The sequence below is a fragment of the Novosphingobium sp. JCM 18896 genome, assembly GCF_025938095.1.
Classification (GTDB): Bacteria; Pseudomonadota; Alphaproteobacteria; order Sphingomonadales; family Sphingomonadaceae; genus Novosphingobium.
Window position 1 is genome coordinate 506,287 of the sequence record NZ_JAPCZF010000001.1, and the last position, 21,314, is coordinate 527,600.

The 21,314-nt window shown below is 67.3% G+C and carries 22 protein-coding genes; 16 read left to right on the forward strand and 6 right to left on the reverse strand.

Annotated features, from left to right (window positions below):
* The first annotated feature begins 83 nt into the window (after nt 1-83).
* Nucleotides 84-581 carry a ferritin family protein gene (locus OLX23_RS02445; RefSeq protein ID WP_264442749.1) on the forward strand — a complete coding sequence of 166 codons (498 nt, stop codon included), beginning with the start codon at nt 84-86 and terminating at the stop codon, nt 579-581.
* 3 nt (nt 582-584) lie between these two features.
* Here OLX23_RS02445 and OLX23_RS02450 read toward each other — a convergent pair whose 3' ends face one another.
* The 3 genes from OLX23_RS02450 to OLX23_RS02460 all read right to left on the reverse strand — a co-directional run bounded on the left by OLX23_RS02450 (nt 585) and on the right by OLX23_RS02460 (nt 5,403).
* Entirely contained in the window at nt 585-2,750 is a 2,166-nt protein-coding gene (locus OLX23_RS02450) for an FdhF/YdeP family oxidoreductase (protein ID WP_264442751.1), read from the reverse strand.
* 65 nt (nt 2,751-2,815) lie between these two features.
* Nucleotides 2,816-3,172 carry a hypothetical protein gene (locus OLX23_RS02455; protein WP_264442753.1) on the reverse strand — a complete coding sequence of 119 codons (357 nt, stop codon included), beginning with the start codon at nt 3,170-3,172 and terminating at the stop codon, nt 2,816-2,818.
* Nucleotides 3,173-3,237: 65 nt separating this feature from the next.
* Entirely contained in the window at nt 3,238-5,403 is a 2,166-nt protein-coding gene (locus OLX23_RS02460) for a primosomal protein N' (protein ID WP_264442754.1), read from the reverse strand.
* Nucleotides 5,404-5,480: 77 nt separating this feature from the next.
* Between OLX23_RS02460 and OLX23_RS02465 the strand changes: the two genes are divergently transcribed.
* The 10 genes from OLX23_RS02465 to OLX23_RS02510 all read left to right on the forward strand — a co-directional run bounded on the left by OLX23_RS02465 (nt 5,481) and on the right by OLX23_RS02510 (nt 16,079).
* Entirely contained in the window at nt 5,481-6,218 is a 738-nt protein-coding gene (locus OLX23_RS02465; protein ID WP_264442756.1) for a DUF4197 domain-containing protein, read from the forward strand.
* A gap of 82 nt (nt 6,219-6,300) precedes the next feature.
* The gene (gene fsa, locus OLX23_RS02470) at nt 6,301-6,951 is read left to right on the forward strand and encodes a fructose-6-phosphate aldolase (RefSeq protein WP_264442757.1); all 651 of its coding nucleotides are present in this window, start codon (nt 6,301-6,303) and stop codon (nt 6,949-6,951) included.
* A 184-nt stretch (nt 6,952-7,135) separates the two neighbouring features.
* Nucleotides 7,136-8,950: a cobaltochelatase subunit CobT gene (gene cobT / locus OLX23_RS02475; RefSeq protein ID WP_264442759.1), complete on the forward strand. Its 1,815-nt coding sequence runs from the start codon at nt 7,136-7,138 to the stop codon at nt 8,948-8,950.
* A complete protein-coding gene (locus tag OLX23_RS02480; RefSeq protein WP_264442760.1) occupies nt 8,950-9,618 on the forward strand; it encodes a nitroreductase in 669 nt (222 codons plus the stop codon). Before cobT ends, OLX23_RS02480 begins: the two co-directional genes overlap by 1 nt.
* Nucleotides 9,615-10,283 carry a nitroreductase gene (locus OLX23_RS02485; protein WP_264442762.1) on the forward strand — a complete coding sequence of 223 codons (669 nt, stop codon included), beginning with the start codon at nt 9,615-9,617 and terminating at the stop codon, nt 10,281-10,283. The genes OLX23_RS02480 and OLX23_RS02485 overlap by 4 nt, the downstream gene beginning before the upstream one ends.
* A 2-nt stretch (nt 10,284-10,285) precedes the next feature.
* Complete coding sequence (locus tag OLX23_RS02490) at nt 10,286-11,194, forward strand: EamA/RhaT family transporter (RefSeq protein WP_264442764.1); 909 nt, start codon at nt 10,286-10,288, stop codon at nt 11,192-11,194.
* A 16-nt stretch (nt 11,195-11,210) separates the two neighbouring features.
* Entirely contained in the window at nt 11,211-12,770 is a 1,560-nt protein-coding gene (cysS, locus tag OLX23_RS02495) for a cysteine--tRNA ligase (protein ID WP_264442765.1), read from the forward strand.
* Nucleotides 12,771-12,821: 51 nt separating this feature from the next.
* Entirely contained in the window at nt 12,822-13,325 is a 504-nt protein-coding gene (locus OLX23_RS02500; protein ID WP_264443716.1) for a YbjP/YqhG family protein, read from the forward strand.
* Entirely contained in the window at nt 13,322-14,260 is a 939-nt protein-coding gene (locus OLX23_RS02505; RefSeq protein WP_264442767.1) for a D-2-hydroxyacid dehydrogenase, read from the forward strand. Before OLX23_RS02500 ends, OLX23_RS02505 begins: the two co-directional genes overlap by 4 nt.
* 142 nt (nt 14,261-14,402) lie before the next feature.
* The gene (locus tag OLX23_RS02510; protein ID WP_264442769.1) at nt 14,403-16,079 is read left to right on the forward strand and encodes an acetolactate synthase large subunit; all 1,677 of its coding nucleotides are present in this window, start codon (nt 14,403-14,405) and stop codon (nt 16,077-16,079) included.
* A gap of 175 nt (nt 16,080-16,254) precedes the next feature.
* Here OLX23_RS02510 and OLX23_RS02515 read toward each other — a convergent pair whose 3' ends face one another.
* On the reverse strand, nt 16,255-16,587 hold the full coding sequence (locus OLX23_RS02515; RefSeq protein ID WP_264442771.1) for a hypothetical protein: 333 nt from the start codon (nt 16,585-16,587) through the stop codon (nt 16,255-16,257).
* Nucleotides 16,580-16,783 carry a hypothetical protein gene (locus tag OLX23_RS02520; RefSeq protein WP_264442772.1) on the reverse strand — a complete coding sequence of 68 codons (204 nt, stop codon included), beginning with the start codon at nt 16,781-16,783 and terminating at the stop codon, nt 16,580-16,582. The genes OLX23_RS02515 and OLX23_RS02520 overlap by 8 nt, the downstream gene beginning before the upstream one ends.
* A 99-nt stretch (nt 16,784-16,882) precedes the next feature.
* Between OLX23_RS02520 and OLX23_RS02525 the strand changes: the two genes are divergently transcribed.
* Nucleotides 16,883-17,512, forward strand: a complete 630-nt coding sequence (locus OLX23_RS02525) for a S24 family peptidase (RefSeq protein WP_264442774.1) — start codon at nt 16,883-16,885, stop codon at nt 17,510-17,512.
* Nucleotides 17,513-17,687: 175 nt separating this feature from the next.
* The gene (locus OLX23_RS02530) at nt 17,688-18,353 is read left to right on the forward strand and encodes an MBL fold metallo-hydrolase (protein WP_319641289.1); all 666 of its coding nucleotides are present in this window, start codon (nt 17,688-17,690) and stop codon (nt 18,351-18,353) included.
* A gap of 52 nt (nt 18,354-18,405) precedes the next feature.
* On the opposite strand, the gene OLX23_RS02535 is transcribed toward OLX23_RS02530, so the two are convergent.
* A complete protein-coding gene (locus tag OLX23_RS02535; RefSeq protein WP_264442775.1) occupies nt 18,406-18,798 on the reverse strand; it encodes an MAPEG family protein in 393 nt (130 codons plus the stop codon).
* A 204-nt stretch (nt 18,799-19,002) separates the two neighbouring features.
* Between OLX23_RS02535 and rpmF the strand changes: the two genes are divergently transcribed.
* The 3 genes from rpmF to OLX23_RS02550 are packed head-to-tail and all read left to right on the forward strand — an operon-like array spanning nt 19,003 to nt 21,251.
* A complete protein-coding gene (gene rpmF / locus OLX23_RS02540; RefSeq protein WP_264442776.1) occupies nt 19,003-19,182 on the forward strand; it encodes a 50S ribosomal protein L32 in 180 nt (59 codons plus the stop codon).
* A gap of 24 nt (nt 19,183-19,206) precedes the next feature.
* The gene (gene plsX / locus OLX23_RS02545; RefSeq protein ID WP_264442777.1) at nt 19,207-20,283 is read left to right on the forward strand and encodes a phosphate acyltransferase PlsX; all 1,077 of its coding nucleotides are present in this window, start codon (nt 19,207-19,209) and stop codon (nt 20,281-20,283) included.
* Complete coding sequence (locus tag OLX23_RS02550; RefSeq protein ID WP_319641299.1) at nt 20,280-21,251, forward strand: beta-ketoacyl-ACP synthase III; 972 nt, start codon at nt 20,280-20,282, stop codon at nt 21,249-21,251. The genes plsX and OLX23_RS02550 overlap by 4 nt, the downstream gene beginning before the upstream one ends.
* Nucleotides 21,252-21,314: the final 63 nt, after the last annotated feature.

Below are 21,314 nucleotides of genomic sequence, written 5' to 3' on the forward strand. Positions count from 1 at the left end.
GCGCCACGGGGCAAGCGGAGCGGCTTACGCCACGGCCTTGCGCGGGGTATTCGTTCGGCAAACAGACGAAGAGGGAGCCGACAATGCCCGTAGACATCCCGGCCGGAGCGCCCGCGACGATGGGTGAGGCCTTCGCCCACATCAATGCGCTCGACAAGCCGACCGTCGATCAGCTCAAGGTGATGGTCCTGCTCGAAGCCGCGGGGCAGGAACTCTACCGCCAGACCGCGACGGGCACCGACAATGCCGAGGTCATCGCGCTGCTCGAACACAATGGTCGCGAGGAGATGGCGCATGCCCATCGCGTGGCCAAGGCGATCCGGGCGATCAGCGGCGAGGATTACCTGCCACCCGCTGCGGCCGACAATCCCTACCTGGCCGGGCCGTTGCCCAGCGCCAAGCTGACGGCCGCGGGCCTGCGCGGTCTGGCGCAGAGCGAGGTCGCCGGTGAAGTGCTCTACGAGAAGTGGGCTACCAACATCGGCAACGAAGAAGCCGCGAAACTCTTCCGCCAGAACGGCAAGGAAGAGGTCGAGCATGGCGATCGGCTGATCGAAGCCGCGGCGCTGCTCGAAGCCTGACCTCTAGCGCTCCAGCCGCACTGGCGTCGCCTTGAACGAGGGCGTGCGCGAGCGCGGATCGACCGCAGTGCCGACGAGGACATTGGCCTCGGGATAGTAGGCGAGCACCGATCCGCGCGCGATGTCGTAAGCCTTGAGCGTGACGCCGGGCAGGCGGCCGTGGTCCGAGACCAGCGTCGCGGTCTCGCCCGCAGTGAAACCGGCGTCGGCGATGTCGGCTTCGTGCATCATCACGGTCATGCGATCGGCGCCGTCGCGGTAGGAATCGGTGCGTTCGTAGACGATCGAGTTGAACTGACCCTCCGAGCGCACCGTTGTCAGCATCAGGCCTTCGCCGCGTGGCACGGGCAGGGCGATCGGCACGAAGCTCGCCTTGCCGCCGGGCCGGTTGAAGCGCGGCGTATGGAGCAGACGGCCCTGGATGTGGAACTCGCGCTTGGCGACGTCGATGTCGGCCAGTTCGGCCATGCCGGGGATGGTCCTGGCGATCGCCTCGCGGATGTGGCGATGTTGGGCAAAGGCGGGAAAGTCGATCGGGCTGCTCGGCAGCACCCGCGCGGCGAGGTCGGCGAGGATCGCGACTTCGGGGCGGACGTTGTCTAGCCGCTCGATGCCGCCGTCGGATAGGCGGACGAAGTTGAACATCGATTCCTGGGTGGTCGGCTCCCACTCCTCGTCGCGCGCGGTGACGGGCAGGACGATGACTTCGCCGTCTTCCATGCCCTCGACATGGCCGCGGTTGATGGTCGTCGTCAGGAACAGGCGGAAGCCGATCCGGCCAAGCGCCTCGCGCGCGAATTCACGGCCCGGCGTCGCTTCGAGCAAGTTGCCGCCCATGATCACCGCCGCGTCGATTTCGCCGCGGTGCGCGGCCTCGATCCCGGCCAGCGTGTCGTAGCCCTTGGCTGTCGGCAGCTTGACGCCGAACCCTTGCTCGATCGCGGCGAAGACGTCGGCGGGGAGCACGGGCTTGACCCCGATCGTGCCGATGCCCTGGACGTTCGAATGGCCGCGCAAGGGCAGCAGGCCCGCGCCGGGGCGACCGATCTGGCCGGTCAGCAGCGCCAGGCAGGCGATCGCCTCGACCGTCTCGCTGCCGTGGGTGTGATGTGTCACGCCCATGCCCCAGGCGAAGACCGCGTTCTCGGCCGCGGCGATCTTGCGCGCCAGCGCGGCGATCGTCGCCTGGTCGAGCCCACAGCCGCGCTCGATCGCGTCCCAGTCGGCGGCGAGAACGTCGGCACGGAAGGCGTCGAAGCCCTCGGTATGCGCGCCGATGAAGTCCTTGGCCTCGAGCCCGGCCTCGAGCACCGCCTTGGCCAGTCCCTTGAACAGCGCGGTGTCGCCGCCGATCCGCGGCTGGACATATTCGCTGGCGATCCAGTCGCCGCCCTTGAGCATCGAGCGCGGGCTCTTGGGTAGGGCGAAGCGGACCAGCCCGGCCTCCTTGGCCGGGTTGACCACGATCACTTCGCCGCCGCGTGCGCGGCAGTCCTTGAGCTTGTGTATGAAGCGCGGGTGGTTCGACGAGGGATTGGCGCCGACCACCATGATCAGGTCGCAGCGCGTCAGGTCGGCCAGCTCGACCGTCGCCGTGCCCGTGCCGATCGTCGAGCCCATGCCGACGCCAGAGGCCTGGTGGCAGTAGTACGAGCAGTTGTTGACGTTGTTGGTGCCGAAGGCGCGTGCGAACAGCTGGAACAGGAACCCGGCCTCGTTCGACGAGCGGCCCGAGGAATAGAACAGCGCGCGGTCGGGCTCGGTCTCGCGCAGCCGCGAGGCGGCGCGGGCGAGCGCGAAATCCCAGTCGACCACGCGATAGCGATCCTCGCCGGCGGCCTTGAACAGCGGTGTGCCGAGCCGTCCGAGATGCTCGAGCTCGTAACCGTCGAGCTCGGCGAAGTCGGCGAGTGCGTGGGTCAGCACGGTTTCGGGGATCGGCGGCTGGATGTCGGTCGACTGCGCCTGGATCGACTTGTTGCAGACCGCGGGAAACTCGCCGAGCTCATTGGTCATGCCACCGGCCTGGCCGCCCATGCCCAGCGCGCAGGCCTTGCAGGTGTTCTTGGCGGTCAGCGCCTTGGCGCTGTTCTTGATCCCCATCCGTTGCGCGGTGCGCAGGGCGTAGAGGATCTTCTTGGCGCCGCCGCCGACGGTTGCAGTGCTCATGGTCTGGCTATGCCACAGGCAGCTCCGTCAGACAAAGCGGCTTGCCACTGCCAACCGATGCTTTCTCAGGAAAGCTGCTTCTTGGGCTGCAGGATGTTCGCGAGCAGGACCGCTGCGTAGAGAATGCCGCCGTCAATCAAGATAAGGCGAACGATTTCCAATTTTATAGATGGCTCTGGCAAAAGAGACAAAAGGGCAGGAAGTCCCCAGAACAGTCCGGCCACTATGATAAAACCCTTCACCGTCGGGCGTGGAGAATTCTGTGCCCGAGTATTATAAAGCGCAAGATAGGCTAGCGGCACCGATGCGAAAATGACCGGTATTAGCCTGACTAAGAGCGACTGCCCGGCGAGCAGCAGGGCTATCTGCGCGGCGAAGGCGATTATGAGTAGCGCGCTCGGAATATGTCGAACTATTTTCATGACAGACCTCGCTGTTTTGAGCAGCGTTAACAGGCTGTCGTTACCGAGGAATAAATCCTTCCAATTCAGACGAAACTATACGGATCGATGTCGACATTCACCCGCACGCCTTGCGGAAAGTCGAAACGTCCCAGCCATTCGCGCACGATCTTCTGCACCTCGGCCGAGCGGCGCGCGTTGATCAGCAGGCGGTAGCGGTAGCGGCCGCGCAGCAGCGCCATCGGTGCGGGGGCGGGGCCGAGGATCAGGACGTCGGGCAGGTTGGGCGCGGTGCCGCCGATCGCGCGCGCGGCGTCGCGGGCTTCGGCCTCGTCCTCGGACGACACGATGATCGCCGCCCAGCGGCCGAAGGGCGGCGCGCCGGCGTCGCGGCGGGCCTCGGTCTCGGCGGCGTAGAAGGCGTCGCGGTCGCCCTTGGCCAGCGCGTCGATCACCGGGGCGGTCGGGTGCCGCGTCTGGATCAGCACTTCGCCGGGCTTCTCGCCGCGGCCGGCGCGGCCGGCGACCTGCGCGACCTGTTGGTAGGTGCGCTCGGCGGCGCGCAGGTCGCCGCCTTCAAGGCCGAGGTCGGCGTCGACCACGCCCACCAGCGTCAGTTCGGGGAAGTGGTAGCCCTTGGTGACGAGCTGGGTGCCGACGATCACGTCGATCAGCCGGTTCTCGGCCGCGGCGACGAATTCGCCGATCTTCTCGGGGCTGTTGAGCGTGTCCGAGGTGACCAGCGCGACTCTCGCGCCGGGCAGGAGCTCGGCCACCTCGTCGGCGATGCGCTCGACGCCGGGGCCGCAGGCGACCAGGCAATCGGGCGTGCCGCATTCGGGGCAGGCCTCGGGCACGGGCACCTCGTGGCCGCAGTGGTGGCAGGCGAGCCGGCGCGACAGGCGGTGCTCGACCAGCCAGGCCGTGCAGTTGGGGCACTGGAAGCGATAGCCGCAGTGGCGGCACAGCGTCAGCGGCGCATAGCCGCGGCGGTTGAGGAACAAGAGCGACTGCTCGCCGCGTTCGAGCCGTGCCTTCAATTCCTCGACCAGCCGCGGCGCGAGCCAGCGGCCGCGCTCGGGCTGTTCCTCGCGCAGGTCGACCACCGAGATGTCGGGCAGCCGCGCGCCGCCGAAGCGGTCGGGCAGGGCGATGCGTTGATAGACCCCGGTATCGGCCAGGTGCATCGATTCGAGCGCGGGCGTGGCGCTGGCGAGGATCACGGGAATGCCCTCGAACCGCGCGCGGATCACCGCGACGTCGCGCGCGTTGTAGCGCACGCCGTCGTCCTGCTTGAACGAGGTTTCGTGTGCTTCATCAACGACTATGAGGCCAAGCCTGGCATAGGGCATGAACAGCGCCGACCGCGCGCCGACGACGACCTGGGCGTCTCCCGAGACGATCGCGCGCCAGGCGCGGCGGCGCTCGCTGGCCTTGAGCGACGAGTGCCAGAGCACCGGGGTGACGCCGAAGCGCGCCTCGAAGCGGCGCAGGAAGTTCTCGGTCAGCGCGATCTCGGGCAGCAGCACGAGCACCTGGCGACCTTCGGCCAGCGCCGCGGCGACGCCTTCGAAATAGACCTCGGTCTTGCCCGAGCCGGTGACGCCGTCGAGCAGGAACGGCGCGAACTTCTTCGCCTCGACCGCCGCCACGAAAATATCGGCCGCCGCCTGCTGGTCCTCGCTCAGTCTGGGCGCGGCGAAGTCGGCGCGGGCGCGCGGGTAGGGGCGGTCGATGTCGACCACCACGGGTTCGAGCAGCCCGGCGCCGACCATGCCGCGCAGCACGCCTTCGGATACGCTGGCGATCTCGGCCAGCTCGCGAATCGTCGCCTGCTCGCCGTGGAGCGCGTCCATCGCCGCCGCGCGTTGCGGCGTCATGCGCTTGGGCTCCTCGCCGGTCAGGCGATATTCGGTGGTCGTGCCGCCGCCGCGCAGCGCCGCGCTCGAGCCCAGCGCCATGCGCGCCACCGAGGACAGCGGCGCGACGTAGTAGTCGGCCGCCCATTCGATCAGCCGGCGCAGCGGCGCGGGCAGCGGCGGCACGGGCAGGACCTCGATCAGCGGGCGCAATTTGCTGTCGGGCACTTCCTTGGTCGGCAGGCGTTCCGCATCCCAGACCACGCCGACGATCTGTCGCGGCCCCAGCGGGGCGACCACGACCGAGCCCGGTTCTATCGCCATTCCTTCGGGAACGCGGTAGTCGAGCACGCCGAGCGCGGCATTGAACACGAGGAGTCTGGCGCGATTCATCTTGGGGGCTATAGCCATTCACCGTGCATATAGGCATGGCCCACGATGAAGACGCTGGAAGAGAAGAGGAAAATCGAATGACCGCAACCGCATACCCCGTCGTCGGCCGCCGCGAATTCCTCTTCGGCACCCTGGCGATCGGCGTCATGGCGGCGCTTCCGGGCGTGGCTTTCGCCCAGGTGGCCGCCGATCCGGCCAGCGACGCCGTGCGCCGGCTGATGGTGCTTTCGACCCAGAACGCGCTGAACCGTCTGGGCCAGCCCAACGGCTTCCTGACGAGCAACGTCGCGCGCTTCGGCCTGCCCACGCTGTTCGCCAAGGGGGCGGCCACCGCGAGCGGGCCGCTGGCACAGGGCGCCTTCCGCCTGGAGCTGATCCAGAAGCTCAACTATTTCGCGGAATTCGGCGCGCGCGGCGCGGTTCCCGCCATGGCCGAGGCCTCGCGCAAGCTGCCGATCCCCAACGCCACGGCGATCGTCCAGGGCCAGCCGACCGCGGCGACTTCGGCGCTGCGGCTCGAAATGGGCTCGGGCCTGGTCAACGCATTGCGCGGGCCGATCGAGCAGGCGCTGATCGCGGCGCAGGACCCGACCATCGCCCAGGCCGTCGCGGCGCTGCCCGGCGTGACTCTCGGCGACGTCGCCCAGGCGATCGCACTCTCGGCCGACAACGGCATCTGGTACGAGATCGGCTCGGCCGAGGCGGAGATCCGCGCCAATCCGGCGGCTTCGGGCGACAGCGCTCTGGCCGCTGGCCTTGCCGCCGCGCGCGCACCGGTTCCCGCCCCGCTGCCGCCGGCTGCGCCCAAGCCCTGAGGCGTGGTCCTGATGGCCAGGAGGCCTAGCCGGCCCGGCCGGCTGGGCCTATAGGGGCGCGGAATCGCCCGCAGGAGCCATCATGAAATTCTTCGTCGACACCGCCGACACCGCCGAAATCGCCGACCTCGCCGAGACCGGCCTGCTCGACGGCGTGACCACCAATCCGTCGCTGATCGCCAAGGCGGGCCGCGATTTCATCGAAGTGACCAAGGAGATCTGCGGTCTCACCTCGGGTCCGGTCAGCGCCGAAGTCGTCGCGCTCGATCACGCCGGCATGATGCGCGAGGCCGAGGTCCTGCGGAAGATCGCCGACAACGTCTGCATCAAGGTGCCGCTGACGGTCGACGGCCTCAAGACCTGCAAGAAGCTGACCAGCGACGGCACGATGGTCAACGTCACGCTTTGCTTCTCGGCCAACCAGGCGCTGCTCGCCGCCAAGGCCGGCGCGACCTTCATCTCGCCCTTCGTCGGCCGTCACGACGACAACGGCTTCGACGGCATGGCGCTGATCAACGACATCCGTCTGATCTACGACAACTACGCCTTCGCCACCGAAATCCTCGTCGCTTCGATCCGCCACCCGATCCATGTGCTCGAAAGCGCCAAGATCGGCGCCGACGTCGCGACGATGCCGCCCGCGGTGATCCGCTCGCTGTTCAAGCACGTCCTCACCGACAAGGGCATCGAGGGCTTCCTCGCCGACTGGGCGAAGACCGGCCAGTCGATCTGAGGTAGCGCCAGCATCCTTCGACAAGCTCAGGATGAGCGGGTGTTGTGAGTTGTCAAAACCCACCCCGTTCGGGCTGAACTTGTCGAGGGGCACTTGTTTTTGCGCGACTTCCGCTCATCCTGAGCTTGTCGAAGGATCAGGCTGAGCTTGTCGAAGCCTACGCGCTTCCGCTAGCGCAATATCCATGTCCGACGAATCCCCAGCCGACCGCTTCAAGTCCGTCCTCGCCGGCGCGTCGCGCGCGCTCGCGCATGACGCCGAGGTCGAGGTCAACTGGACGGCCGACGCGCCGAGCCAGTCGGGCAACACCTTCCGCGTGCCGATGCCCGGCCGCAGCCTGCCGCGCGGCGCGGCAATGGAAGCGCGCGGCTTCGCCGACAGCTTCGCGCTCAAGCTGCGCCACCACAACGATCAGCTCCACAACCGCCACGCCCCGGTCGAGCCGATGGCGCGCGCCTGCTACGATGCGGTCGAACTCGTCCGCTACGAGGCGCTGGGCGCCAACGATTACGCCGGCATCGCCCAGAACCTCGACGCCGCGACGACCGTCCGGCTCAACGTCGATCCGATCACGCGCGCCAAGAGCGCCGACGACGTGCCCGTCCAGACCGCGCTGTCGCTGCTGCTGCGCGAGCGGCTGACCGGCCAGCCGATCCCCGCCAATGCGCAGGCCGGGGTGAACATGCTGCGCGGCTGGATCGAGGAACGCGCGGGCGACGACTTCGCTGCGCTCGCCGATTCGATCGACGACCAGAAGGCGTTCCAGGCGCTGTCGCTCGACATGCTCCAGCATCTCGAACTCGTCCGCGTCGAGCCGCAGGACAGCCAGCCCGACGATTCGGACGACAACGACGGCGACGAAGAAACCGAGGAAGACGAGCAGGGCGACAACGCCGGCGAGGAACAGCAGCCCTCCGAAATGGCTGCCGAACCCTCCGAAGGCGATGACGACGGCGAAAGCGAAAGCGAAGCCGAGAGCGCCGACGACGACCAGGAAGCCGATGCCGGCGAGGATGGCGACGAGGGCATGCTGCCCGTCCGCCCGAACCGCCCCTGGACCGATCTGCCCGACGCCTTCGACTACAAGGTCTTCACCGAGAGCTTCGACGAAGTGGTGGCGGCCAACGACCTCTGCGACGAGGAAGAACTGACCCGCCTGCGCGCCTATCTCGACGCGCAGTTGAAGGGCCTCCAGGGCATCGTCACCAAGCTCGCCAACCGGCTCCAGCGCCGGCTGATGGCGCAGCAGAACCGCTCGTGGGACTTCGACCAGGAAGAAGGCCTGCTCGACGCGGCGCGGCTCGCACGCGTGGTCGTCTCGCCGGGCCAGTCGCTGTCCTACAAGGTCGAGCGCGACGTCGAGTTCAAGGACACGATCGTCACCCTGCTGATCGACAATTCGGGCTCGATGCGCGGGCGGCCGATCTCGATCGCCGCGATCAGCGCCGACGTGCTCGCACGCACGCTCGAACGCTGCGGCGTCAAGACCGAGATCCTCGGCTTCACCACGCGCGCCTGGAAGGGCGGGCAGAGTCGCGAGGCCTGGCTGGCCGGCGGCAAGCCGCAGCACCCGGGCCGCCTCAACGACCTGCGCCACATCGTCTACAAGAAGGCCGACGAGCCCTGGCGCCGCGCGCGCCGCAACCTCGGCCTGATGATGCGCGAAGGCCTGCTCAAGGAGAACATCGACGGCGAGGCGCTGCTCTGGGCGCACACGCGCCTGCTGGCGCGGCCCGAGGATCGCCGCATCCTGATGGTCATCTCCGACGGCGCGCCGGTCGACGATTCGACCCTGAGCGTGAACAGCGCCGGCTATCTCGAAAGCCACCTGCGCAAGGTGATCGACTGGATCGAGCGCCAGTCGCCGGTCCAACTCGTCGCCATCGGCATCGGCCACGACGTCACACGCTACTACAAGCGCGCGGTGACGATCATGGACGTGGAGCAACTCGGCGGCACGATGATCGAGCAGTTGGCCGGTCTGTTCGAGGACGATTAATGCAAGTATCCGAAGCCGTCGCCACCCGTCGTTCCGTCCGCGCCTTCCAGGACAAGCCCGTCGATCTTGCCGTCCTGCGCCGGGTGCTCGATCGCGCGCAGATGGCGCCGTCGGGGTGCAACTTCCAGCCGTGGCTGGCGACCGTGCTTGCGGGCGAGCCGCTGCGGCGGCTGCAGGAGAAGATGCTGGCCGCGCAGCCGCAGGATCCGATCGAATACGATTTCTCGGCACCGCAGCAGTCGCCCGCGCATCTCGATCGGCTGCGGTCGCTGGGCGCGGCGATGTACGGTTCGATGCAGGTCGCGCGCGAGGACAAGGGCAAGCGCATGGACATCGCGCAGCAGAACCTCGTCTCGTTCGGCGCGCCGGCGCTGCTGGTTTGCTATTTCGAGCGCTTCATGGCGCCGCCGCAGTGGGCCGACGTCGGCATGTGGCTGCAGACGATCATGTTGCTGCTGCGCGAGGAGGGGCTCGATTCCTGCCCGCAGGAGTGGATGGCGCTCTATGCCCGGCTGATCAAGGCCGAGATCGGCGTGCCCGACGAGAGCCATATCCTGTTCTGCGGCCTCGCCATCGGCTATCGCGAGGCCGAGGCGCCGGTAAACAATTTCGAACGCAGCCGCCTGCCGCTCGACGAGGCCGTGCGCTTCGTGGGCTTCGATCAGTGACGGTCGCCGAGGCGGTCGTCTCGCGTCGTTCGATCCGCGCCTTCCTCGATAGGCCGGTCGATGTCGCGATGCTGCGCCGTGTCCTGGAAACCGCGCAGCGGGCGCCGTCGGGCGGCAACGTGCAGCCGTGGAACGCGGTGGTCCTGACCGGCGAGCCGCTGGCGCGGATGCAGGCGGCGATCGCCGCAGCCGTGGCGGCGCGGAGCGAGCGCAGCACCGAATACGACATCTATCCCAAGGCGCTCGACGGCGCCTACGAAGACCGCCGCGTCGACGTCGGCGAGAAGATGTACGAGGCGCTGGGCATCGCCCGCGACGACAAGCGCGGCCGCTTCGCGCAGTTCGCGCACAACTTCCAGGCCTTCGGCGCGCCGGTCGTGCTGCTCGTGCATACGCCGCGTTACATGGGCCCGCCACAATGGTCGGACATCGGCATGTGGCTGCAGACGGTGATGCTGCTGCTGCGCGAGGAGGGGCTCGATTCCTGCCCGCAGGAGTCCTGGGCGATGTATTCGCGGCAGATCCGCGAGACCGTCGCGATCCCTGAAGACCATGTGTTCTTCTGCGGCTTGGCGATCGGCCACCGCGATCCCGCGGCGCCGGTGAACCTTTTCGCGGTGCCGCGCGCGCCGCTGTCCGAAGTGGTCCGGTTCGAGGGTTTCTGATCATGCCGTCCCCGCTGCTCTGGGTGCCGGTGACCGTCGCCGCCGCGACCGCGCAAGTGTTCCGCAACGGCGCCCAGGCCAATCTCACCGCCAAGATCGGCACCCTGGGCGCGACCCAGGTGCGCTTCATCTTCGGCCTGCCCTTCGCGATGCTGTTCCTCACGACCGCGCTGGTGATCGCCGGTGCGAGCTTGCCGGCGGTCGGCGCGGCGTCGCTCGGCTGGTGTGCGCTCGGCGCGCTGGCGCAGATCGCCGCGACCGCGCTGATGCTCCAGGTCATGCGCGAGCGCGCCTTCGGCGTCGCCTATGCCTATATCAAGACCGAGCCGGTGCTGGTCGCGGTGATGGGCGTGGTCCTGCTTCACGACGTGCTCGGCGCGCTGTCGTGGATCGCGATCGGCGTGGTCACCGCGGGGGTCCTGCTCGCTTCGACCAAGCCCAGCGACGCACGGCTGCTGCTCAAGGAGGGGCGGCTGATCTTTCTCGGCACGCTCGGCGGCGGGCTGTTCGGGCTCTCGGCGATCGCCTTCCGTGCGGCGATCGAGGCGCTCGGGGTGGGCGACTTCGTCATCAACAGCCTGTCGATGCTCGTGCTGTCGCTGGCGATCCAGAGCGCGCTGCTCGGGCTCTACCTGGCGCTGCGCCAGCGCGAGGCCTTTCTCGGGTCCTTGCGCGAATGGCGCGTGAGCCTGGGCGCGGGCTTCCTCGGCGCGGCGGCTTCGTCGGGCTGGTTCGTCGCCTTCTCGCTGACCGCGGCGGCCAATGTCCGCACCCTGGCGCTGATCGAGATGCCGCTCGCGGCGCTGGTCTCGCGGCGGATCTCGGGGAGGGCCCTGGCCGCGAACGAGTGGTGCGGCACGGGCGTGATCCTCGCCGGCCTCGCGCTGCTGCTTTACGCCCACGCGGCTTGATTCTAAGGCGCGGCGCATGACCGACGCCCCCTTGAAGCTGTTCAACAGCCTGACCCGCTCGCTGGAAGAGTTCCAGCCCGTCCACCCGGGCGAGGCGCGCGTCTATTCGTGCGGGCCAACGGTCTACAACTACCCGCACATCGGCAACATGCGCGCCTATGTCTTCGCCGACGTGCTCGGGCGCACCCTGAGCTTCAAGGGCTACAAGCTCACCCACGTCATCAACATCACCGACGTCGGCCACCTGACCGACGACGCCGACGCCGGCGAGGACAAGATGGAGAAGATGGCGAAGGAACGCGCCCAGTCGATCTGGGACATCGCCGCGCACTACACCGAAGCCTATTGGGCCGACATCAAGGCGCTCAACATCCGCCAGCCGGCCGAATGGTCGATCGCCACGAAGTACGTCCCGGCGATGATCGACTTCGCCAAGTCGATCGCCGACAAGCACTGCTACGAGCTCGACAGCGGGCTCTATTTCGACGTTGCCACCGTCGCCGACTACGGCCGCCTGGCGCGCGCGCATACCGAAGAGGGTGAAGGGCGGATCGAGGCGGTCGAGGGCAAGCGCAACGCCGCCGACTTCGCGATCTGGCGCAAGACGCCGGAAGGCGAGAAGCGCCAGATGGAATGGGATTCGCCCTGGGGCCGCGGCGCGCCGGGTTGGCATCTCGAATGCTCTGTGATGAGCGGCCAGATCCTCGGCTTCCCCTTCGACATCCATACCGGCGGCATCGACCACCGCGAGATCCACCACCCCAACGAGATCGCGCAGAACCAGGCGTTCTGCTGCACCAACGGGCTCGACGTGCCGAAGAATTCGGGCGCCAACGTGTGGATGCACAACAACTTCCTCGTCGAGCGCTCGGGCAAGATGAGCAAGTCGTCGGGCGAATTCCTGCGGCTGCAGCTGCTGATCGACAAGGGCTACCATCCGCTCGCCTACCGCATGATGTGCCTTCAGGCGCACTACCGCAGCGAGCTGGAGTTCAGCTGGGAAGGCCTCGGCGCGGCGCTGACGCGGTTGAAGCGCATGGTGATCGCCGTCGGCCAGCTCAAGGAGCGCTTGCCCGATCCTCCCCCCTCGGGGGAGGTGGCAGCACGAAGTGCTGACGGAGGGGGCGCGGCGGGAGCAAGCGTCTCGTCCGACCACACCCCCTCCGACGACCCTGCGGGTCGCCACCTCCCCCGAGGGGGGAGGATCGAAGCTTTCCTCGATCGCTTCGATGCGGCCGTGTCGGACGATCTCAACACCGCCGTCGCGCTGACCGTATTCGACGAGGTGCTCGCGCTCAAGAAGGTCGACGCCGGCGAGAAGCTGGCGGCGCTGGCGGCGATGGACGCCGTGCTCGGGCTCGGCCTGCTCGATCTCGACCGCGCCGAACTGCGCTTGCGGCCCAAGACCGCGACGATCACCGAAGCGGAGATCGAGGCCGTCATCGCCCGCCGCAAGGAAGCGCGGGCCGCCAAGGACTTCGCCGCCTCCGACGCGCTGCGCGACGAGCTTGCGGCCCAGGGCGTCGAGGTCATGGACGGCGATCCGCTCGGCTGGGAATGGAAGCTCGGCGATTGACCTAGGCCGTCGCCTTCCGCCATCCTCGCATCCAAGAGGAGCGGAACCGTGATGACTGCCAGCATGCTGATCCTGCTTGCCGCAGCCGGGCTTGCGCCGGCGACGGCGGGCGAGGTCGATCGCCAGGTCCACGAGATCTTCCGCCCCTATCGCGAGAACGCCGATGACAGGCCGGTGTGGGAACGTCCGATCTTTTCGCGCGAACTGCGCACGCTGATCGCGCACTGGCAGCGCGTCGCGCCCGAAGGCGAGGTCGACGATCTCAACGACGCCGACTGGCTCTGCCAGTGCCAGGACTGGGATCCCAAGGCGTTCGACCTGGCGATCCTCAAGGTCGCCGGAGCCGGCGCCGATCGCGCCTCGGTCGATGTCAGGATCGGCCTCGGTGCCGGTGAGGCGGGCAAGCGCCGGGCGCAGCTCCGCCTCGAACGCGAGCAAGGCGGCTGGATGATCGGCGATCTCTACGCGGCCGAGAGCTTCCCCGAAGGCCTCAAGCAGGCGCTGCGCGAAACCATCGCCAAGGACGAAGCGCTCAGGAGAGAAAAGCGGCCATGACCGTCGCCCTGCTCAACGCCATGCTCCGCCCGCTGCTCGAGTCGCGGCTGCCCGGCTGGGTCGAGCCGCGCTGGTTCGACAGCTCGGAAAGCCTGCTCGCCGGCGCGCCCGAGGCCGAGATCGGCTGGTTCGATGCCTTCCAGTTCGATTCGACCGGCGAAGCGCTCGCGCGTGCGGAAAAGCTGCGCTGGGTCAGCACGGTTGCCGCGGGGATCGATCATCTGCCGCTCGCCATGCTCGCCGAGCGCGGCGTGGCTTTGACCAACGGCGCCGGGCTCAACTCGATCACGATCGCCGAATTCGCGGTCATGGGCATGTTGACGATCGCCAAGGACTATCGCGCGATCGTCCACGCGCAGGACCGCCGCGAGTGGCTGTTCGACGCGCCGGGCAAGATGGAGCTTTACGGCAGCAAGGCGCTGATCCTCGGCGCTGGCGGGATCGGCACGCGGATCGCCGAACTGCTCGCGCCCTTCGGTGTCGCGGTGACCATGGCGCGCCGCACGCCCGCGCCCGGTGCGCTCGGCCCCGACGAATGGCGCGAACGGCTGGGCGAGTTCGACTGGGTGATCGTCGCCGTCGCCTCTACCGCCGAGACGCGACACATGGTCGGCCAGGCCGAATTCGCCGCGATGAAGCCCGGCGCGACGGTGATGAATTTCTCGCGCGGCTTCGTCATCGATACGCAGGCGCTGCTCGACACGCTGCGGGCAGGGCGGCTCGGCGCGGCCTATCTCGACGTCACCGATCCCGAGCCGCTGCCCGCCGATCATCCGCTATGGGGCTTCGACAACGTGCACATCACCATGCACCTGTCGGGCCGCGCGCAGAACCTGATCATGCAACGCGGCGCCGATCGCTTCCTCGCCAACCTCGATCGCTATGCCAGGGGCGAGCCGCTGCTCCACCGGGTCGATCTCGCGCTTGGCTATTGAGGCGATGACTTGCACCTAGCCATTTGATACGGTTGCCGCCGTAAGGGCGGGGGGATACCGCTTTACCGGATCGCACGACGTTTGTTGGGACGAAACAGGGAGGCGGGCGCTCTTCGCGCCTCGGCCCGATCAGGAGCAGGTAATGGCGCACGGTGAGGGCAAGAAAGCCTCGGATCTTTTCATTGAATGCCTCGAGGAAGAGGGCTGCGAATACATCTTCGGCGTGCCGGGCGAGGAGAATCTCGATTTCCTCGATTCGCTGTCGCGCTCGAAGAAGATCAAGCTGGTGCTGACCCGGCATGAGCAGGGCGCGGGCTTCATGGCCGCGACCTATGGCCGCCACACCGGCAAGACCGGCGTCTGCATCGCCACGCTCGGGCCGGGCGCGACCAACTTCGTCACGGCCGCGGCCTATGCCACGCTCGGCGGCATGCCGATGCTGATGATCACCGGCCAGAAGCCGATCAAGAAGTCGAAGCAGGGCCGCTTCCAGATCCTCGACGTCGTTTCGATGATGGCGCCGATCACCAAGTTCACGCACCAGATGGCCTCGTCGGACAACATCCCGAGCCGCCTGCGCGAAGCCTATCGCCTGGCCGAGGAAGAGAAGCCCGGCGCCACCCACATCGAACTGCCCGAGGACATCGCCGACGAGCATACCGAGGCCGTGCCGCTCAAGCGCTCGATCGTGCGCCGGCCGACCGCCGACGTGAAGTCGATCCGCCAGGCGGTCGAGGCGCTGCAGAACGCCAAGAACCCCGTGTTGGTGATCGGTGCGGGCGCCAACCGCACGATGACCTCGAAGATGCTGCTCGAATTCGTCGAGAAGACGGGCATTCCCTTCATCACCACCCAGCTCGGCAAGGGCGTGATCGACGAGCGCCATCCGAAGTTCCTCGGCTGCGCCGCGCTCTCGGCCGGTGACTTCTGCCACCGCGCGATCGAAAGCTCGGACTGCATCGTCAACATCGGTCACGACGTGATCGAGAAGCCGCCGTTCTTCATGCGCAACGAGGGCCTCGACGGCCCCGGACCGGTCGTGATCCACATGTCGACCAAGACCGCCGAGGTCGATCCGGTCTACTTCCCGCATATCGAGGTGATCGGCGATATCGCCAATGCCGTCTGGCAGATGAAGGAAGCGATCGAGCCGTCGAGCGCCTGGTCGTTCGACCACATGCTGACCTATCGCAAGGCCGAGATCGAGCACACGGCCAAGCTGGCGGCGGACGAGCGTTTCCCGGTGTTCCCGCCGCATGCCGTCCAGCAGGTGCGCGATGCGCTGCCCGACGACGGCATCGTCTGCCTCGACAATGGCGTCTACAAGATCTGGTTCGCGCGCGGCTACACCGCCTGCAAGCCCAATACGGTCCTGCTCGACAACGCGCTGGCGACGATGGGCGCGGGCCTGCCTTCGGCCATGGCCTCGGCGATGGTCTATCCCGATCGCAAGGTCATCGCGGTCTGCGGCGACGGCGGCTTCATGATGAACAGCCAGGAGATGGAGACCGCGGTGCGCCTCGGCCTCAACATCACCGTGCTGATCCTCAACGACAATTCCTACGGCATGATCCGCTGGAAGCAGGCCAACATGGGCTTCGAGGACTGGGGGCTGACCTACAACAACCCCGATTTCGTGAAGTACGCCGAAAGTTACGGCGCCAAGGGCTACCGCGTCGAAAGCGCCGCGCACCTCAAGGACCTGCTGGCGAGCTGTCTCAACACGCCCGGCGTTCACCTGATCGACTGCCCGGTCGACTATTCGGAGAACGACCAGATCCTGAACAAGGACATCAAGGCGCTGTCGAAGGCGCTTTGAGAAACTTCGCTCGCCACCCTCATCCAAGCTTCGCTAGCTCCTGACGGAGCAAGCTGCGCTATCCTTCTCCCGCCAGCGGGAGAAGGTACAGGGTTCTTACCCTCTCCCGCTGGCGGGAGAGGCGCGAGACTTACCGACCCGAAGGGGAGGTTAGTCGCAGCGGTGAGGGTGGCGGCTACACCTCTTCCAACAGCAACAGGTCGATCTCGATCGCCAGGCGTTCGGCCAGCACTTCGTGATCGACCGAAACCACCGCGGCGTCGGCGACGAGCTGGCCGGGGATCGCGAACTCGTGCTCGGGTAGGGCGGCGATGAAGCGCTCGCCGGCTGCCACCGCCTCGGCGCCGGTAAAGGCGAGCGCGATCGTGTGGCGCGTGCCGGTGAAGGTCACGCTGGCCCAGGGGTGCTCGCGGTGCCGGAGCAGTTCCGCCTTGCCTTCGGCCAGCCGCAGGACCACCGATAGCAGCGCCCGCCACGGGCGGCGCAGGCCGGGGAAGCGGTTACGCATGGTTGCTCTCCAGATGGGCGTTTTCGCTGCGATAGGCGGTCATGAAGCGGGTAATCCGCTCGGCCGTCGCGGCGCGCGGCTCGCGGCCGTTGCGCAGGTCCTCGACGAAGCGCGGATCGTGCGCCGCCAGCCGGCCGAACTTGGTCCAGGGCATTCCGGTGTCACGCAGGAACTTCTCGATCTGTCGCAGCAGCATGGTTCCTCCGTTCGGTGAGAGCCCGCGAATCAATGTTCCATATTTGTTCCAATCGAAATCCTACTTGTCTAGGAAAAATCCTACGCGTACGATGCTTGCATGGCTGCTTCCGATCCGCGTCAGCGCCTGCTCGAACTGGCGGGTGAACGAGGGGTGAGCCTTGCCCAGCTTTCGGCCATGATCGGCCGGAATTCGACCTATCTTCAGCAGTTCGTGCGTAAGGGCAGTCCGCGCAAGCTCGAGGAGAACGATCGCGCCACGCTCGCGCGGTTCTTCGCCGTGGGCGAGGCCGAACTGGGGCGCGTGGAGGAAAAATCCTCCGAATCGGACTGGATTGACGTTCCGCGTCTGGCGCTCGGCGCTTCGGCCGGGCCGGGTGCTGCGATGGAATCCGAGCGGCCGATCGGCGCGCTGCGCTTCGCGCGCGGCTGGCTGCGCGGGCAGGGGCTCGATCCGCGACAACTCTCGGCGATCACGGTCGAGGGCGATTCGATGGAACCCGTCCTGCGCGATGGGGACGAGATCCTGGTCGACCTGTCGCCACGTCCCTTGCGCGACGGTATCCACGTCGTGCGCGTCGACGGTTTGCTGCTGGTCAAGCGGCTCGAGACCGGCCGTCCGGGGCTGGTCGTGCTGCGCAGCGCCAATCCGGCCTATGATCCGATCGAACTGGCGGTGCCCGAAGTCACCGTGGTCGGCCGCGTCGTCTGGAAGGGCGGGCGGCTTTAGGCTGTCCTACAGGCCGGTGGCGGCGCTAGGATCTGCGCGTTTGGCACAAGGTGACACTTCACTCTCTCTGGACCCTGTCACTTTTGTCACCTTCGTAACTTTATGCGCCGATCCGCCGGGGCGGGTCTCGTCTTGCGGCATTGCAATCGCGGGCGCCTCCCGCCATCTCCCGGGCATGACCGAAGCCAACCAACCGCCGATGCGCGTTGCCATCGTGCCCGTGACCGCCTTCGAACAGAACTGCTCGCTGGTTTGGTGCACCAAGACCATGCGCGGCGCGCTGGTCGATCCCGGCGGCGATCTCGACAAGCTCAAGCTCGCGCTCGAGAAGACCGGGGTCACGCTCGAGAAGATCCTCGTTACCCACGGCCATATGGACCATTGCGGCCAGGCCGGCGTGCTGGCCAAGGAACTCGGCGTGCCGATCGAAGGGCCGCACGAGGGCGATCGCTTCTGGATCGAAAGCCTCGACGATCCCGCCAAGCGCTATGGCCTCGAAGGCGAGAGCTTCGAGCCCGACCGCTGGCTGGTGAACGGCGACCAGGTGACCGTCGGCGACCTGACCTTCGACGTCGTCCATTGCCCCGGCCACACGCCCGGCCACGTCGTGTTCCACCACGCGCCGTCGCAGGTGGCGCTGGTCGGCGACGTGCTGTTCGCGGGTTCGATCGGCCGCACCGACTTTCCGCAGGGCAATCACCAGGACCTGCTCGATTCGATCACCCAGCGGCTCTGGCCGCTCGGCGACGAGGTGACCTTCGTGCCCGGGCACGGCCCGACGAGCACCTTCGGTCAGGAGCGCCGGACCAATCCCTTCGTCGCGGATTCGCGGTTCGGCTGAGTCCTTGATTGAGAGCGGCACCGGCCCGCGCCGGTTCCGCCGGAAGGCGGCTCTAAAATTTCCCCAGCGCGATCAGGATCGCCACCACGGCGAGGCCGAGCAGGGTGAGCATGGTCACCAGCGTGCCGCCCGCGCGCAGCGGGTTGGGGCGCGTGCTGTCCATGCCGAGCGCGTGGGCGAGGCGGGCGAGCATGAACAGGCCGCCGACCACCGCCAGCCACTTGCCGCCCTTGGTCGAAAGCTCGATCGCGCCGATCAGGATCAGCGCCAGGGGCACGTTCTCGATGAAATTGGCCTGGGCGCGCATGCGCCGCATCAGCGCCTCGTTGCCGCCGTCGCCGTGGAGAATCTTCGCGCTCATCCGCACCCGCGAGATGCGGATGCCCAGCCAGAGATTGATGACGGCGGCCGCTGCGGCCAGGCAGAGTGTGGTCTGAAGAAGCATGTTTCCCCCGTGTTTCCCGTTCGATGCGATCGCTATCGTGCTCGCCCTTGCAACGCACGCGAAAATCGCTATAGGCGCCCCTTCGCTGTTGCCGGGCCCCGGTTGCGGTGCAAGGGGCTGCAAACACGCAGGCTTGTGCGCCGATTTACCATGGCCTAGGGCGACCTTCAGAAAACGTGATTAACTGCTGGAACAGGTGCCGACATGGCTGTCCCTAAAAGAAAAACCACTCCCTCCCGCCGGGGCATGCGTCGTAGCCATGACGCGCTGAAGGTCGAAGCCTTCCACGAGTGCGGCAACTGCGGCGAACTCAAGCGCCCGCACAACCTGTGCAACGCTTGCGGTCACTACAACGGTCGCGAGATCATCGCGGTCGGGCTCTAAGCCCACAAGCCCAGGACACGCACGATGAGTCTACCGCGTATCGCTGTCGACGCGATGGGCGGTGATGAAGGCGTGCGCGTGATGGTGGAAGGTGCCGCGCTCGCGCGTCGCCGCCACGATCGCTTCAAGTTCCTGCTGGTCGGTGACGAGACGCGGATCAAGGCCGCGCTCGACAATCATCCGAACCTGCGCGGCGCGTCCGAAATCCTCCATTCCGCCGACGTCATCAGCGGCGAGGACAAGCCGAGCCAGGCCCTTCGTCGCGCCAAGACGACGTCGATGGGCATGGCCGTCAATGCCGTGAAGGCGGGCGACGCCGGCGCCGCGGTCAGCGGCGGCAATACCGGCGCGCTCATGGCCATCTCCAAGCTGGCCCTGCGGACGATGCCCGGCATCGACCGTCCCGCGCTCGCGGCGCTGCTCCCCACTCTGGGCGACAACGACGTCGTCATGCTCGACCTCGGTGCCAATACCGAGTGCGATGCCCGCAACCTGGTCCAGTTCGCGATCATGGGCGCGGCCTATTCGCGCGTCGTCACCGGCCGCGATTCGCCGCGTGTGCGCCTGCTCAACATCGGCACCGAAGAGATGAAGGGCACCGACGAACTGCGCGATGCCGTGAACATCCTGCGCAAGGCCGCCGGTGACCTGTCGATGTCGTTCGACGGCTTCACCGAGGCCGACAAGGTCTGCCGCGGCGACGTCGACGTCGTCGTGACCGACGGCTTCTCGGGCAATATCGCGCTCAAGGCGATCGAAGGCACCGCGCGTTTCGTCGGTGATCTTCTACGCCGCTCGTTCTCGAGCTCGCTGCGTTCGAAGTTCGGCTTCCTGGTCTCGCGCCCGGCGACCGAACTGCTCAAGCACCATCTCGATCCCAACAACCACAATGGCGCCGTGTTCCTTGGCCTCAACGGCATCGTCGTGAAGAGCCACGGCAGCGCCAATGCGGTGGGTGTCGCCAACGCCGTCCACGTGACGGCCCGACTTCTGGAAGAAAACGTGACCGAGCGGATTACCGCGGACCTGGCCCGGGTGGGCGAAGAAAGCCTCAAGATGCGTGCGCCGGCCGCCGCCCCTGCCACGGGGAACGCCGCCTGATGCGTCGTTCCGTGCTTATGGGGACGGGTTCGGCCCTCCCGCGCCGCGCGCTCGGCAATGCAGAGCTCGCGAAGATGGTCGATACCAGCGACGAGTGGATCGTCGAACGTACCGGCATCCGCAACCGCCACGTCGCCGCGCCCGACGAGACCACGTCGAGCCTGGGCACGGCTGCTGCCCGCGCTGCGATCGAGGCCGCCGGCATCGATGCCAAGTCGATCGACCTGATCGTCCTCGCCACGGCGACGCCCGATCAGACCTTTCCCGCCACCGCGACGATCGTGCAGAACGAACTCGGCTGCAACGGCGGCATCGCCTTCGACGTCGCCGCTGTCTGCTCGGGCTTTCTCTATGCGCTCGGCGTCGCCGATTCGATGCTCGTCTCGGGCGCGGCCAACCGCGCGCTGGTGATCGGCTCGGAAACCTTCAGCCGCATTCTCGACTGGGAAGACCGCACGACCTGCGTGCTGTTCGGCGACGGTGCCGGCGCGATCGTGCTCGAAGCGCGCGACGAGGCTGGCGATCAGCCGCGCGGCGTGCTCTCGACCAAGCTCCACGCCGACGGTGCGCACAACCAGCTGCTGTTCGTCGACGGCGGGCCTTCGACCACGGGCACCGTGGGCAAGCTGCGCATGCGCGGCAAGGAAGTGTTCCGTCACGCCGTGACCAACCTGTCGTCGGTCCTGCTCGAAGTGGTCGAGCAGGCCGGAGTCGCGATCGAGGACATCGACTGGCTGGTGCCGCACCAGGCCAATGCCCGGATTCTCGAGGCGACCGCCAAGAAGCTGAACCTGTCGCCGGCCAAGGTCATCATGACCGTGGACCAGCATGCCAACACCTCGGCAGCCTCGGTTCCGCTCGCGCTCGACGCGGCGATCCGCGACGGCCGGATCAAGCAGGGCGACCTCGTCATGCTCGAGGCAATGGGCGGCGGTTTCACCTGGGGCGCGAGCCTTCTGCGGGTTTAGTCCCGGCACCTCCCATCCGTTCGACCCAAGCGATGCAGTGCATTGCTTTTTATCGGAATCCCC